A 16,142-nucleotide genomic window follows, 5' to 3' on the forward strand; every position below is an offset into this window, starting at 1 on the left:
TAGGCTCTCGTTTGTCTTAGAGGTGTTTATATGCAGTATAAATTCAGTCCCAACCAAAATTATCAGGACTTTGCCGCGGGTAGGGTGATTTATGGGCGATCCGGGATGCCGAACTTCCCGGTGCGGTTGGCACAGGAGATTTTCTGTCGCTGTCAGGAGTATCTGCCGGAAAAATCGCATCTGACCCTCTACGATCCCTGCTGTGGCAGCGGCTATCTCCTTACCGTACTGGGGTATCTTAATCATAATCAGATTGATATGTTTGTCGGGTCAGATATTGATCAGAACGCAGCAGAGTTGGCCCGGCAAAATCTTGCGTTATTGACCTGGGAAGGTTTAATGAACCGCGTCAGCGAGCTGCAGGCGCTGTATCAAGAATTTGGTAAAGTGTCACATTTAGAAGCGCTGCAGTCGGCAGAGAACTTAATGGCTAAAATTCAAAATCGCGCTTTTGTACCCCGGGTTGAAGTTTTTACCGCTGATATTCTGGCTGAACAAGCGCTGGCAGACCGGAACTTTAAAGCTGATATCATTATTGCTGATGTACCTTACGGCAGCCTTGTAGCTTGGCAGGGGGAGAGCGGCGATGCTGTCAACCGGCTTTTGAAGAACTTGGTGCCGGTGTTAAAACCAACGACAATCGTAGCAGTCTGCACCGACAAAAAGCAGAAGGTTAGGACTGATTTATACCGGAGATTAGAGCAGCAGACTATCGGCAAACGCCGCTTCACACTTTTAAGATATAACCTTTGAAATTCAGCACAGAATGGGTTATATTAGTATGAGAATGGAGTGAGCGATATTTGCAGCAGATAAAAGGTTTGGTTGCAAACATTACAGCGGCAGGGGTTTTTATAGTTCTGCTGGCTTTTATAACTATTAAATACGGTCCGGTAATTACCGAGATTATCAGTGACCCCGATGAATTTCGCACCGTGATTCTGTCCTACGATTCCCTGGGTGCCCTGGTCTTCATCATGTTTCAGGTGCTGCAGATTTTAATTGCAATCATACCAGGAGAGGTTGTGCAGATTGCCGGTGGCTACATTTACGGAGCTCCCCTGGCTACACTGCTTTTATTGACCGGAGCGGTAATCGGTTCAAGCATTGCTTTTGGCTTGGCGCGCTTAATGGGTTATTCCCTTGTTAAGAAGCTGATTTCCCAGGAGAAGCTGGAAAGTTTCGCTGAATTGATAACCAGCCGCAAAGGCTACATTACCATCTTTGTTTTGTTTTTTATACCGGGGCTGCCTAAAGATATCATGACTTACATTGGCGGCTTAACTCCAGTCAGACCGCTGCACTTTATCGCAATTGCAGTGCTAGCCCGGACTCCTGCTCTGTTTATCTCAACATTTATCGGGGAGAATATCCAGGAGCGGGACTATTCGACTGCGATAATTTTCTCCGCGGCTGCTGTAGTAGTTTTCATTGTCGGGTGGCTGTATCGGAATAAAATACTGCAGTGGCTGCAAAATCTGAGCAGAGTTCGGCAGAAAGATAAATAAGGTTGGCTGTTACGAGGTGATTTAATGGAAGCAAAAAGACTGGCTGCCGAAAAGGCAGTTGAAAGTATTAAAGATGGCATGGTTGTTGGATTAGGAACCGGTTCCACGGTTTATTACGCGATTCATAAAATCGGAGAGCTGGTGAAGCAGGGTTTAGAAATCAAAGCGATTGCTACTTCGGTCGGATCAGAACAGATCGCCCAGCAGCTGGGTATAAATCTGGTCACTTTTGCCGATATCGATAAAATCGACTTGACAATCGATGGAGCTGACGAAGTAGATCCTCACTGGAACTTGATCAAAGGAGGCGGCGGCGCGCTGCTTAGGGAGAAGATTGTGGCAGCAGCCAGTAAAGAGCTGATTGTTATTGCGGATGAGAGCAAGGTAGTAGCACAGCTCGGTAAGTTTCCGCTGCCGATTGAGGTAATTCCCTTCGGCTGGGAGCAGACTGAAAAGAAAATTGCTGAACTCGGCTGTGCTCCCAAGCTGCGGGTAGCAGATGGGAAACCTTATCTGACTGATAACGGCAATTATATTTTAGACTGCAGTTTTGGAACAATTGCCGATCCCAAGAGCCTGCATGATCGGATCAATCAGATTGTCGGGGTTGTCGATAACGGTCTCTTTGTCGGCTATGCCAGCCGAGTGATTGTGGGTTATCACAACGAGACAGTAAAAGAACTGGTTAGAAATTAAGAGTTAAATCAAGAAACGCCCTGAGCGGTGCAAACCGCTGCAGGGCGTTTTTGTTTACGGATTGTTTCTATTTGCGGTGAAAGGTATCGTATAGTACCGGCACCACAAACAGCGTAAGAATCGTGGCGTACAGCAGTCCCGAGCTTGCAGTAACTGCCATGGGTTGAATCAGTTCGGTTCCCATTCCGACGCCAATGCTCATTGTGGATAGACCAACAATGGTGGTCAGCGCTGTCATCAAAATCGGACGCAATCTCACGCGGCACGCATGGACAATAGCTTCCCGTTTGGCCATGCCTCTTTCCCGCAGCTGATTGATGTAGTCAATCAAGACGATACCATTGTTGACGACTACTCCAGTTAGAATTACCAGTCCGATTACTGCCACCAGACTGAGAGGACTGCCATTAATTATCAGTCCCAGGAAGCCACCGGTAAAGGCCAGGGGAATGGTAAACATGACGATAAATGGAGACAGCAGCGACTGGAACTGAGCCACCATGACCAGGTAAATCAGGAGAATACCCACCACTAACACGAGACTCAGGTCATCAAAAGATTCGAGAATAAGCAGCTGCTCACCACCGAATTCTATGCTGTAGCCTTCTGGCAGATTGTAGTTATCGAGTCTTTGTTCGATTTCTCGGCTGATATTACCGGCATTATAGCCATCGGCTATCTCAGCTGTAACCGAGATGTAGCGCTGCTGATTCCGCCGCTGGATTGATGATAATCCCTGTCCTTGCTCGATGGTAGCAATATCGCCGAGGCGAGCCGGCTCTCCCAAGGGAGAATCGATCAAGAGCTCCATTAAATCAGCTTCAGAGCTGGCTTGATTCTTAGGATCGTGCACAAAGATGCTGTAATCATCAGTGCCAACAGTTAAGGTGGTTATCTCGGTGTTTGAACCCAGCTTCTGGTTTACGGCCATAAGGACCTGGCCTACCGTAACACCTTTGGTAATGCCTTTCTGCTTATCAACCATGATCCGCAGTTCAGGCGCGGTATCTTCCAAGCCGTCTGATACTTCAATTGTTCCCGGAACATCTGCCACGATGGCAGCTGCGTCTTTGGCAATGGACTGCAGTGTATCGAGATCCTGACCGAGAACATTGAGGACAATTGCTCCCCCGGCAATCATGCTGATATCAAAACCGGTATCGGCGACTGTGATATCAGCGTTAATGCCTTCAGTTAGATCTCTGATCTGCTGGGCAATCTGTCGGCTGGATAGGCTGCGCTGTTCATTAAGAAGCAGATAGAACGAGTAGGAGTTTGAGCCACTGCCTCCCATCGACATGGGCATTCCCAGCATTGATCCGACGGATGTAACACCGATTGTTTCAATATCTTCGATTCCTTCCAGCACTGCTGTAATCTGATCGATTACGGCTGCTGCATCAGATGCAGAGAGTTCGTGAGGCAGTTCTACCTGCATAGAAATCTGATGGCTGTCTGTAGCTGGCAGAAATTCCGAACCCATTCTCCAAATGCCGATACTGCTGACAACGAACAGAATCAGCACACCGATCAGCAGGTGTGCTTTTTTGTCTAAGGCCTTATTTACCAGGCTGCCGTACCAGGTGTTCATTCTTTCGTTGAAGCGGTTTTCTTTCGGCTGCTCTTTAGTAAAAATACGCGATGCAACCATAGGAACTAAGGTTAAAGCGACAAGCAGGCTCGCACCTAACGAATAGCTGATGGTCAGAGCCATTTCGCTGAAGATCTCTCGTGTCAATCCATATGTAAACACGATGGGCAAGAATACAGCAATTGTGGTCAGGGTAGAAGCGGTGATTGCACCGGCAACCTCCTTGGTACCTTCAACAGCTGCTTCAAATGCTGATTTGCCTTCGCTGCGGAGACGGTAAATGCTTTCAATCACCACAATTGAGTTGTCAACCAGCATTCCCACACCCAGGGCCAACCCGCCCATGGAGATGATGTTGAGATTGATATTGCTGAAGTACATCAGCACAAAGCTGGTGATGATACTGATTGGGATTGAGACTGCAACGACAATGGTAGGTCTTGCGCTCCGCAGAAACACTAGCAGCACGATAATTGCCAGAATCGCTCCGTAAATAATATTGTTCAGGACAGAATCTAAAACCATATCGATATAAATGCCCTGATCCATCAGGGTCGTGATCTGCAGTCCCTCATACTGCTTTTGGAGCTCATCGGCCCGGGCGCGGATTTTCTTCGCGATATCGGCTGTGGAATAATCGGTCTGCTTTTGGAAAATCAGCATTACCGCGTCTTCACCGTTAACTTTGGTGTAGCTGCCGTCTGTGCTGGCAATCAGCTCAATATCGCTGATATCTGCCAGGGTTATCGGCGGCAGATTTAAGAACGGCAGACTGATTAGGGGCAGATTTTCTAACTCCTCCACGCTGCGGAACTGGTCACCAACTCTCACCAGATAGGAGTTTTCTGCGTTGGTGAGGTATCCAGCTGGCATGCTGATGTTCTGCCCTTGGATAATCCCGCTGACTAAATCTGCAGTGATTTCAAAGTTATCCAGCTGATCCAGACTAAAACCCGAATCCTGGAGCATTGCTGTTAAATCCGCTCCGAATAGACTCGGCAGAAACAGCATTGAGTTGACAACATCCTGCAGTTTCTGCTTTTGGGCATCTACTTTGTCATGATTAAGGGATATATGCAGTTCTCTTTTAACTAAGCCAGTTGCCGAGACAGAAGCGATACCGGCGATGCGCTCGAACTCAGGAATGATGGTATCTTTAATAAACTGACTTGAATCGGCTAGAGATGTTCCCTCTACAGCTGCTGAGAGAACCGATACTGGCAGAAGGTTAGGATTGATCCGCATAATCATGGGTGTATTGATGCCCTGGGGCATATAGGAAGTAATCATATCCAGATTCTCGCGGATTTCAATTAAAGCTGTATCCATATTGGTGGTTTCATTGAACTCTAGAATTACCAGGGAGACGTTATCGGCAGATACCGACAGCACATTTTGAATATTGCTGAGGGTGAGCATCGACTGCTCGATCGGGCGTGTAACGCTAAGTTCAATCGCTTCGGGGCTTGCTCCCGGGTAGGTCGTTACTACTAATGCATAGGGAAGGTTGATGTTTGGCAGTAAATCTGTTGTGGTATTGTATACGGAGATTGCACCCAGGATCAAGACTATGATGATACCAACAATAACTGTATAAGGACGGTTGACGCTAAATTTCGCTAACAATATTCCCACTCCAATCGTTCTTTACCTATTTTGTAATCAGTGTTTTGCAGCCAGTGCAGAATCTATGTTTTTACTGATGATCTGATTAAAGATCGTTAATCCCTTAATTATATCCATCAGATCATTTTCTGATACTTCGTTGAAGGTTTGATAAAGAAAGTCATTAAAGCTCCGCTCCAGTTCCAAACCGCGCTTTTTATACTCATGAGTTAAGACTGCAGCTACTCTGCGGCGGTCTGTTTCACTGCGCCTGCGTTCAACAATTCCCATTTCCTCCAGACGATCAATAATTCCGCTGACTGTGCTTTTGGACAGTCCCATCTTTTCGCCAATTTCGGAAATGCTCATTTCTTGATGCTCATGCAGCAGGATAATTACGGTTATTTGGGACATGGATAGCTGATAGTGCTCAAAGGAGTGGTGCAGAAGCTTTTCAAAGCTCCGCTTTGCATCGTGGAGCAGATCTAAAATCTGCCGGGGCAGTGTGTGGCTCACTCAATCACCTCCTTGTGATCGGAACAATCCATTTTTTTCTATTTAAATGATTCGGATGCGAACTATTTTCTTTTAGTATAGTGTAATAAATTCTTTGAGTCAATAAAAGAATCGAGCAGGAAAAATATAAACCTCAGCGAATAAATACTAAGTGACCAACTAATAAATACAATTTTCAAGGAGGAGATTGTCATGGACATGTTTTGTTTTCAATGCCAGGAAGCAGCCCAGGGGAAGGGGTGCACTGTCAGGGGGATCTGCGGAAAAACACCGGAAGTTTCGGGACTGCAGGACCTCCTGATTTATGCGTTAAAAGGGCTTGCTGAGGTGGTAGTTAAATCTGGTCTGAATCCAGCCGAGCTTGGTGAAGTCAACCACCAGCTGATCGATGGGCTGTTTATGACCATTACCAACGCAAACTTTAATGAGGCTGCAATTGAAACTGCAATTAAACAGACACTGGAGATCCGCGATGAGCTTAGGGAGCGGACCGGCGCAGATAACCTTAACAATGCAGCCACCTTTACAGTCGGCAGCCGCGAAGAAATGTTAGGGCACGCTAGTTTGGTGGGAATCTTGTCTGTAAAAAATGAAGATGTGCGCTCTTTGCGAGAGCTGATCACCTACGGAATTAAAGGCATGGCAGCCTATGCCCATCACGCAGTCAATTTAGACAAAGAAAAGCCGGAGATCTTCGGTTTTATCTATAAAGCTCTTGCAGCTACCCTCGATGACAGCCTCAGTATAGAAGATTTAATCAATCTTACCATGGAAACAGGTAAATATGGTGTGGAAGTCATGGCTCTCTTGGACGAAGCCAATACCAGCCGCTACGGCACTCCGGAGATTACGGAAGTAAACATCGGTGTGCGGAATAATCCAGCTATTCTAATATCTGGACACGACTTAACTGATTTAGAACAGCTGTTAGAGCAGACCGAGGGCACTGGCGTTGATGTTTACACCCATGGTGAGATGCTGCCGGCTCATTACTATCCTAAATTTAAGCAATACGATCATTTTGTCGGCAACTACGGCAACGCCTGGTGGCAGCAGTTATCGGAATTTGAATCATTCAATGGTCCGATTCTGTTTACAACCAACTGTATCGTTCCACCCAAGAGTGAGAGTGTGAAAGCCCGCATCTTCACAACTGGAGCAGCAGGCTACCCAGGCTGTGTCCATATTGAAGCTGACGCTGATGGCAGGAAGGATTTCTCCCAGATTATAGAGCTTGCCAAAACTCTGCCTGCTCCCACAAAGATCGAGCAGGGCAAGATTATCGGTGGATTTGCCCATGCCCAGCTCTTTGCTCTGGCGGATCAAATTGTTGATGCAGTGAAATCGGGTGCAATTAAAAAGTTCTTTGTTATGGCAGGCTGTGACGGCCGCATGAAATCGCGGGAGTACTATCAGGATTTTGCTGAGCAGCTGCCGGCTGATACCGTAATTCTAACCGCTGGCTGCGCTAAATACCGGTACAATAAATTAGATCTCGGTTTTATCGGCGATATTCCGCGGGTGCTTGACGCAGGTCAGTGCAATGATTCATATTCATTAGCGGTTATTGCGCTTAAACTAAAGGAAATTTTTGAGTTAAATGACATAAATGAGCTGCCAATTGTGTATAATATTGCTTGGTATGAGCAGAAGGCGGTTATTGTTCTGCTTGCTCTGCTGTATCTTGGTGTGAAAAACATTCACTTAGGTCCGACTCTGCCGGCATTTCTATCACCCAATGTGGCTGAGGTGCTCATTTCCACTTTTGGATTGAGCGGTATCGGCACTGTTGATGAAGATCTGAAGATGTTCCTTGCGCCTGCAGCCAACTAGAGCAGATTAGGAAGAAAATCTTTCCAAAACAAGCAGGAATTGCCTTCTCAAACCCGAATAATAATTATTAGCTTTAATGAAATGTTAGTGATTATAGTGGCTAGTGCCATCAGCGCCAAGTTTTAAGGCGCTGATGGTGTGAATAAAAGCACTTTAATTGAGGAGGTAATTAAATGAAGAGTCTTAAAGGAACAAGAACAGCTGAAAACTTGCTGAAAGCTTTTGCCGGTGAGGGACAAGCCCGGAATCGCTATACTTATTACGCATCGATCGCAGACAAAGAAGGTTACAAGCAGATCCGCAATGTTTTCTTAGAAACTGCTGATCATGAAAAAGAGCATGCTAAAAGATTCTGGAAGCTGCTGTTAGCAGGCTTTGAGGGCGACCTTCCGGTTGAAGTTGAAATTAATGCTTCTTACCCTGTGGCCCAGGGTGATACACTGACCAACCTGAAGGCTGCTGCCGAAGGTGAAAATGATGAATGGTCACATCTCTATCCTCACTTCGCCGATGTGGCAGAAGAGGAAGGATTCCTGGAAGTTGCCGGTGCATTCAGAGCAATTGTTGTATCTGAAAAAGGTCACGAAGAAAGATTCTTGAAGCTCGCCGAAAACATTGAGAAAGATCGAGTGTTCAAGAGAGACGGCAAGGTTATGTGGAAATGCGGCAACTGCGGCTATCTCCACGAAGGTCCGGAAGCACCAAAAACCTGCCCGGCGTGCATTCATCCGCAAGCTCACTTCGAACTGTTTACTGAGCCTTACTAAACATACTTTAGGTTAAGGCATCGAAAAACCCGCTCGCCATTTGGAGCGGGTTTTTTGCAAATATTTGGGTTTAATGTTAAGATACATCTGCTCTCCTAAGCTGGATGATCACACCCTGGTCATGGAGATTGCGGTCGTGGATTACTGTTGCTGTGCAGTCGAGAGTAATGATCGACTGCTCGTGGGGAGGAGCGATCTCCAGTGTGAATTCGTGGTTGTAGAGTTTTTCCCGCACTGTCTGCTGGATATGATCAATAATCTCATGGTTCCGGATAATAAAGTGAACCGGGCGTTCGAGGGCTTGGCTTAAGCGAATGCCAAGTACATCCTCAGCTTTAGGATTCATCTTGATCACCCTGTTGTACATATCGGTGATCACAATTCCATCGTTTATTCCTGCTAGAATTGCGTTCATCCGTTCGCGTTCGATTTCAACTTCATTGAGCACGTCTTCTAATTCATAGCGGCTGTTGTCCAGAGTGAGCGCTAGTTCGCGCTGGGCTTGGCGGAAGGCGGTTACATCGTAACCATAAATCAGGAACTGCCCTTCCGGTTTATTGAGCTTGATGCCGTGGCAGCTGAGAATAATTTTTTGCTCGTTGTGGACAAACTCAAGTTCTGCGCTAACCCGAGCTTCGCCGGCATCGAGCTGCAGCAGCATATCAGTCAGCTTAGCCGGCTGTTCGCCAGCTAGGTAGGATTGGAGCAGCTCGTTTTCGCTTAAGCCCAAGAGGCGGCGACCAGCACTATTAATCTTGATCAGTTTGCCGCTGCGGTCAGTCCGCATAATCGGCATAAGGATTGACTCCCACTGTTCCTGCATCCGATCAAGGTCGGCCAGGAGTTGACTGTTATCCCGCTGCAGCTGAGCGAGTTTATCCTGGAGTATTTCGTTGGTTGATGTGCGCTCAGCCAAGAAGGATTCTAAATGGGCAGTTTTGTCATTGAGCGATTCTAGTTTAGCTGCTAAGTCAGCATTTTTCTGCCGCTCACTAGAAAGCTCATCAATCAGCTGGTTGCGCTCAGTGCGGCATGCGTTGGTATGCTGCTCAAACTCTGCCCTTAACTCAGCTTCGTTTGCTTGGGCAGCCTTTAGCTGCTCTGCTAATTCGCTGATGGATTGTTCGTGAGTATGCTCAAGTGCTCTCAGGTCAGTAATGTCGCGCACCCAGACAGCTGTGGTGTCGGCTTCATCCCCATAGGGCTCAAGATGGATGATGAGATTCCGCTCTTGACCATGGATAGTGAAAGTAGTCTCAATGTCCTGAGGAACACTTTCTTCACAAGTTTTGGCAATCGCTTGGAGCAGGGGCTCCGAGTCGCGGCAGTTTGTTTCAATAAACTCGATTAAAGTTTCACGGGTGATTTGCTCGGGTGGAATCTGGACTGCTGCCTGGACGGCTTGGTTGTGGAAGCGGATTTGCTGCGAATCGATCAGCAAAATAGGGGTGGGATTTTGATCCAGTTGGGCGAGGATGGTGGCTGTACGCTGTTCTGCGGATTCCAGTTCGGTGACGAATTTAGTTACATCATTTAAGAAAAGCAGTTGGCGGCTAACTTTACCTTCTACCAGTTCTTTAGCTGCTCTAATGGTTACATAGCATTTCTGCATGCGGCGGGCTTTGATTCTGACCACCCGGTCAAGGATTTCCTGATTGCTCTGCTCGAGAAATTCCCTGATCTGCTCCTGATCCTCCGGATAAAACAGGGTGGAGAGCACATCATTAAACTCCAGATCATCTACTTTGATGGCGGTAAGGACGGCAGCGGCTTTGTTAGCGTGTTTGATTCTAAGATGGTGGTCAAGCTCAATAACGGGACAGTCTCCGGTTTCAATCAGGTAGTTAATGCTGGACAGCTCTTCACTGGCTGTGTCCCTTTCGCTCTTTACCTCATTGAGCTTTTTCTGGAGATAAAAACTAGCTCCGATCATACTGGCGACTGTTATTACCCTCAGGGCTAGATCCCAGAAGCCTGGATAATAAATATTGACGAAAAAACTGCTGTCTGCAATCAAGATTGTGCTTCTGATCGTGGCTATCAGCCAATAAATGACTGCCATAAGAGCGCCGATTTTCAGAACACAAAACCGGCCATTCTGCTTAACATTGGTTTCTTCGACCGACATTGCAAAACCCCCATTCTAAGAAGTTGTTAAATACTTGTATATAAATAATTCCTTATTGTTCGCAAAATACCTTTTTCAAGATTGCGATAATCTGTAAATACAAGGAATTCAGGTTTGAAATGCGAATATTACATGAATGAATCTAACAGTATTGGTACTGGTTTTATGGAGGCATTGAAATGGACAGAGTTATTCATCTTGGTATTGACGTAGGTTCTACCACCGTAAAAATCACAGCCGTTGATGACCGGCTAGAAACCTTGTTTGCTGATTACCGGCGCCATTACGCAGATATTAAAGAGACGGTAATTTCGGTGCTGAATGCTGCTTATGGCCAGTTTCCCGAATCAGATGTTACTGTCATGTTTACCGGCTCAGGCGGCATTGGTATTGCGGAGAGCTTAGGCGTTGGTTTTACTCAGGAAGTAATCGCCTCCACTCAAGCGATTCAAAGGTTCTATCCCCAGACTGATGTGGTAATTGAGCTGGGAGGAGAAGATGCGAAAATCACCTATTTTAAAGATGGGCTCGATCAGCGGATGAATGGGATCTGCGCCGGCGGCACCGGATCATTTATCGATCAGATGGCATCACTTTTGAAGACTGATGCGACCGGATTAAATGAGCTGGCGAAGGATTACAAGATCATTTATCCTATCGCAGCTCGCTGCGGTGTTTTTGCTAAAACTGATGTCCAGCCCCTCTTAAATGAAGGCGCTGCCAAAGAAGATATCGCTGCTTCCGTGTTAAACGCGGTAGTAATTCAGACAATCAGCGGTTTAGCCTGTGGACGTCCGATCCGGGGCAATGTGGCATTTTTGGGTGGTCCGCTGTCATTTCTTTCGGAACTGCGCCGCCATTTTATCAGGGTGTTGGAGCTGAAGCCGGAGCAGGTGATTGTACCTGAGCAGCCGCAGCTGTTTATTGCATTAGGCGCGGCGCTGGCATCGATTGGCACTGAGCCGGTCCCATTTTCTGAAGTAATTAGCAGAATTGAAAACTTGGATGCGGATATGCTGCGGGAAACAGTGCGCCTGCGACCGCTCTTTGCCGATGAACAGGAGTGGGATGAGTTTAAAGATCGCCATGAGCGCAGCCGAGTTAGGAGGCAGAATCTGGCTGACTATTCAGGTCCCTGCTTTCTCGGAATAGATGTGGGTTCAACAACTACTAAACTGGCTTTAATCGGTGAAGACGGATCTCTGCTGCACACATATTACAGCAAAAATCAGGGAGATCCTCTTAAGACAGCTGTTTCCGCCTTGAAAGAACTGTATCAAATTATGCCGAACAGCGCCAAGATCGTGAAATCTGCCGTTACTGGCTACGGAGAAGGCCTAGTTCAGGCTGCTTTGAAAGTAGATATCGGTGAGATTGAAACGGTGGCTCATTATAAAGCAGCCGAGTTTTTCTGCTCTGGAGTCGATTTCATTCTCGATATCGGCGGCCAGGACATGAAGTGCATGCGGGTAAAAGACGGCGTGATCGAGCATATCATGCTTAACGAAGCCTGCTCCTCAGGGTGTGGTTCGTTTTTGGAAACATTTGCGGAATCCTTAAACATGGATGTTAAGGAGTTTGCCGAGGAAGCTCTGTTTGCTCCTGATCCGGTAGATCTGGGTTCCCGCTGTACCGTATTTATGAATTCCAGGGTTAAGCAGGCTCAGAAAGAGGGAGCATCGGTGGGCGAAATCTCCGCCGGCTTATCCTATTCTGTGATTAAAAACGCGTTGTTTAAAGTGATCAAGCTGAAAAATGCCGATGAACTGGGCAGTAAGATCGTGGTTCAGGGCGGCACATTTGCCAATAATGCAGTGCTGCGGGCCTTTGAACTGCTGTCTGAACGGCAGGTGATTCGTCCGGATATTGCCGGAATCATGGGCGCTTTCGGAGCAGCTCTTCTTGCCCGGGAGCAGTACCAGCCCAAATACCAAACCTCGCTGCTTTCAGCAGAGGAGCTGGATCGCTTAACAGTAACCACCCGGCATGCCAGATGCCGGCGCTGCGGCAACAACTGCCTGCTTACGATTAATGAGTTTGGAAATAACGATCGGTATATTACCGGGAATAGATGTGAGCGGGGCTTGGGCAGAGAAAGTGAAGCTTCAGCTCTGCCGAACTTGTATCGCTATAAATACAAGCGGCTGTTCGCGTACAAGCCGCTTCCGGAAAGTGAAGCAAAACGGGGTGTAATCGGTATTCCCCGGGTACTGAATCTTTATGAAAACTATCCGTTCTGGTTTACCTTTTTTACCGAGCTGGGTTTTGCTGTAAAACTGTCTGCCCACTCCACTAAAGCGGTTTATGAGAAGGGAATCGAAACCATGCCGTCGGAGTCTGTCTGCTATCCGGCTAAACTCAGCCACGGCCATATCGTGGATCTAATTGAACAAGCCGTGGACACCATTTTCCATCCCTGCCTAACCCATGAGCAGAAAGAGCAGGACGAAGCCGATAATCACTTTAATTGCCCAATTGTCACCTCCTACCCAGAAGTGCTGAGCAAGAATGTAGGACAGCTGCGGGAGAAGCAGGTAAAGATGCTCCATCCCTTCCTGCCATTTGATGATAAAAAGCGGCTGACCCAGCGTTTGTGGGAAGAGCTGGGCGAGGACTATCGAATTTCCTATGCTGAAATTACTGCGGCAGTAGATGCGGCTTGGGATGAGCAGGAGCGCTTCCGTCAAGATATCCGGAATAAAGGCGAGGAAGCTTTGGCATGGGTGAAGAAGAATGGTGTGTTTGCCATCATCTTGGCGGGGCGGCCGTATCACATTGATCCAGCGATAAATCACGGGATTCCGGAGTTAATCAATCAGCTGGGGATGGCAGTATTAACTGAGGACTCAGTAGCCCATCTCGGGGAGGTAGAGCGCCCCCTCAGGGTAGTGGATCAGTGGGCATATCATTCCCGCTTGTACGCAGCGGCATCGTTTGCGGCCGAGCAGGAAGATATTGAGCTGGTGCAGCTGAACTCCTTCGGCTGCGGACTGGATGCGGTGACTACTGACCAGGTTCAAGATATCTTAGAACAGTATGGCAAACTCTACACGGTATTAAAGATCGATGAGGGACACAACCTCGGCGCCGCCCGCATTCGCCTGCGCTCTCTAAAAGCTGCATTAATTGAGCGAAAACAGAAAGGATATCAGCGGATAAAAACCGAAACAAAGTATCAAAGAGTTCTATTTACCAAAGAAATGAAACAAAAGCATACAATTATCGCACCAAATATGGCACCGATCCATTTCGAGCTGTTGGAAAAGGCTTTTGCTCTATCCGGGTATGAAATCGTGGTGTGCCCAGCCATGGACTTAGAGGCGATTGATGTGGGACTAAAGTACGTCAATAACGATGCGTGCTATCCGGCAATTATCGCTCTTGGCCAGCTCATCGCGGCGCTGCAGTCGGGCAAGTATGACCTGGACAACACCTCGGTCTTGATCACCCAGACCGGAGGCGGCTGTCGGGCAACCAACTACATTGGATTTCTCCGCAAAGCGCTGGTTGATGCCGGATTCGCTCATGTTCCGGTGATCAGCTTAAATGCCCAGGGACTCGAGAAAAATCCGGGCTTTAAAATCACTGCTCCGCTTTTGCACCGGGGACTGATGAGCTTGGTTTACGGCGATCTGCTCATGAAAGTGCTGCATCGAGTGCGTCCCTATGAAAAGGTGAAGGGTGCCGCTGATAAGCTGTATAAAACCTGGATGGAGCGCTGCAAAAATGCCCTGAACAGCTTATCGCTCAGGAAGTTTAGAGCTACCGTTCTCGGCATAATCCGCGATTTCGAGCAGTTTGAAATTGTGGATGAGCAGAAACCTAAAGTTGGCATTGTCGGAGAGATCTTAGTTAAATATCATCCCACCGCCAACAATGATGTGGTTCGGATTGTGGAGGAAGAGGGAGCGGAAGCTGTAGTTCCCGATCTGCTGGATTTCCTGATGTATTCTGCGTTTGGATTAGATTTTCGGGCTGAGTATTTATCTGGGAAGAAAATCGAGCAGGTTGCTGCGCGAGCGGCAATCAAGGTGATGGAGCTGTACCGCACTACTTACCGGAGGGCTTTACAAACCAGCAAGCGGTTTTTTCCACCGGAACCGATTTACGCAACAGCAGCTGCGGCCAAGAAGATTCTCTCTTTAGGACATCAAACCGGTGAAGGTTGGCTGTTAACCGGGGAAATGGTCAAGCTGATCGAGCAGGGTGTGGAAAACATCATCTGTATGCAGCCTTTTGCCTGTCTGCCGAATCATGTGACCGGAAAGGGAATGATGCGGGAGCTGAAGCGAGTTTATCCCAACAGCAATGTTGTCGCAATTGACTATGATCCGGGAGCCAGTGAGATCAACCAGTTGAACCGGATCAAACTGATGCTGTCTGCAGCAGTTAAGAAGATGACCGGATAATACACTTAATTGGAGTGATCTTCATGAGTAAAGTGGATAACAGCAAAAGCGCTTACAGCAACAAGTTTATCTACATGGCAATTCGGGCGGCTTTGATTCTGGCGATTCTCTCGATTATCATCAATACTTATGTGCTCTGGAATGTCTATCTTAATCGGGAAGACGCGGAAGATCCGACGGCAGTTTCGGTTGCCCAGCTCGGCAGTGAGCTTGGCAGTAAAATTTCTGGGATTGAGCAGCGTTTGATTTCCATGGAAATCAATATCAGCGAGCTGCCTAAGCAGGAAGTGGATCTCAGCGAAGTTTTGGCGGCACTCGATCAGATGGATGATCTGGATAGCCAGATAGCTGAAATAGCTGCGGCTGTCAATGAACAGCAGGAAGGCTCAGCGGCTTTAACAGCGGTGGTGGTTGAGCTGAAAAATTTGCTTGAGGAGATGCACCAAACACTTATTACCAAAATCGCCGCTATGGAAGCAGAGTTCATCGCTAGATTAGATGAGCTGACTGCTCCACTGGAGGAGCAGTCGGAACGGAGTGAAGTAGCTGTCACTGTCCAGCGTGGCGATTCAATTTGGGCACTGGCATCTCGCTTTGAGAATCCACCCAGCCAGGAGCTGATTGACCGCATTATTGAGTACAATAAAATAACTGATCCGACGAAACTAAGGATCGGACAGGTAATTGTTATTCCTGAGAGCTAGCCATCACGGCTGGCTCTTATTTTTATTGCTGTTGTAGCTAATGTTGAAAAGGATAATAGAATAGTCTCCAGTATTAATCCTAACAGGAACAGGGCGGGGGCGAGGAAGTGACTGAACTACTGGAAACGGAGATTAGAACGTCGGCAGGTGGATGAATAAGGAGATGGAGGCGGATTAGTGAACAAGAAGAGAATACTGAACTTGATCCTAATCACAGCAGCGGTTCTGCTGTTTATAGGCTGCATCGGCACAAGACCGAGAACAATTCATGTCTTATTTACCGGTTTACCGGAGGAAGATGGCAACTGCACTTATACCCATCTGAACGTATATGGCATTAAGTATAATGGTCAAGAAGAATGGATTCATTCCCAATCTGCCTGGC

The 16,142-nt window shown here is 47.4% G+C and carries 11 protein-coding genes; 8 read left to right on the forward strand and 3 right to left on the reverse strand.

All coding sequences use genetic code 11. From position 1 onward, the window contains the following. Nucleotides 1-30 precede the first annotated feature (30 nt). From GX019_01665 to rpiA, 3 genes are all read left to right on the forward strand, one after another. Nucleotides 31-753 (forward strand): hypothetical protein, encoded by a 723-nt coding sequence (locus GX019_01665; GenBank protein ID HHT35862.1) that lies wholly within the window; start codon nt 31-33, stop codon nt 751-753. Nucleotides 754-905: 152 nt separating this feature from the next. After that, complete coding sequence (locus GX019_01670; protein HHT35863.1) at nt 906-1,508, forward strand: TVP38/TMEM64 family protein; 603 nt, start codon at nt 906-908, stop codon at nt 1,506-1,508. A 24-nt stretch (nt 1,509-1,532) separates the two neighbouring features. After that, nucleotides 1,533-2,204: a ribose-5-phosphate isomerase RpiA gene (gene rpiA, locus GX019_01675; protein ID HHT35864.1), complete on the forward strand. Its 672-nt coding sequence runs from the start codon at nt 1,533-1,535 to the stop codon at nt 2,202-2,204. Nucleotides 2,205-2,271: 67 nt separating this feature from the next. On the opposite strand, the gene GX019_01680 is transcribed toward rpiA, so the two are convergent. Together GX019_01680 and GX019_01685 are read right to left on the reverse strand one after the other, a co-directional pair. Beyond that, entirely contained in the window at nt 2,272-5,421 is a 3,150-nt protein-coding gene (locus GX019_01680) for an efflux RND transporter permease subunit (GenBank protein HHT35865.1), read from the reverse strand. A gap of 36 nt (nt 5,422-5,457) precedes the next feature. After that, nucleotides 5,458-5,916: a MarR family transcriptional regulator gene (locus GX019_01685; GenBank protein HHT35866.1), complete on the reverse strand. Its 459-nt coding sequence runs from the start codon at nt 5,914-5,916 to the stop codon at nt 5,458-5,460. 192 nt (nt 5,917-6,108) lie between these two features. Here GX019_01685 and hcp point away from each other — a divergent pair, with 192 nt between their 5' ends. Both hcp and GX019_01695 read left to right on the forward strand, forming a co-directional pair. After that, nucleotides 6,109-7,749: a hydroxylamine reductase gene (gene hcp, locus GX019_01690; protein ID HHT35867.1), complete on the forward strand. Its 1,641-nt coding sequence runs from the start codon at nt 6,109-6,111 to the stop codon at nt 7,747-7,749. A 173-nt stretch (nt 7,750-7,922) separates the two neighbouring features. Then, the gene (locus GX019_01695; GenBank protein ID HHT35868.1) at nt 7,923-8,516 is read left to right on the forward strand and encodes a rubrerythrin family protein; all 594 of its coding nucleotides are present in this window, start codon (nt 7,923-7,925) and stop codon (nt 8,514-8,516) included. A 76-nt stretch (nt 8,517-8,592) separates the two neighbouring features. On the opposite strand, the gene GX019_01700 is transcribed toward GX019_01695, so the two are convergent. Then, nucleotides 8,593-10,644 carry a PAS domain-containing protein gene (locus GX019_01700; protein ID HHT35869.1) on the reverse strand — a complete coding sequence of 684 codons (2,052 nt, stop codon included), beginning with the start codon at nt 10,642-10,644 and terminating at the stop codon, nt 8,593-8,595. A gap of 179 nt (nt 10,645-10,823) precedes the next feature. Here GX019_01700 and GX019_01705 point away from each other — a divergent pair, with 179 nt between their 5' ends. The 3 genes from GX019_01705 to GX019_01715 form a co-directional block, all read left to right on the forward strand. Continuing rightward, a complete protein-coding gene (locus tag GX019_01705) occupies nt 10,824-15,053 on the forward strand; it encodes a 2-hydroxyacyl-CoA dehydratase (GenBank protein ID HHT35870.1) in 4,230 nt (1,409 codons plus the stop codon). 23 nt (nt 15,054-15,076) lie between these two features. Then, a complete protein-coding gene (locus GX019_01710; protein ID HHT35871.1) occupies nt 15,077-15,757 on the forward strand; it encodes a LysM peptidoglycan-binding domain-containing protein in 681 nt (226 codons plus the stop codon). 177 nt (nt 15,758-15,934) lie between these two features. Then, nucleotides 15,935-16,142: hypothetical protein (locus tag GX019_01715; GenBank protein ID HHT35872.1), on the forward strand; the 208-nt coding region annotated here is incomplete at its 3' end.

The organism is Bacillota bacterium (assembly GCA_012837335.1).
In the GTDB taxonomy this organism is placed as follows: Bacteria; Bacillota; Limnochordia; order Darwinibacteriales; family DTU012; genus DTU012.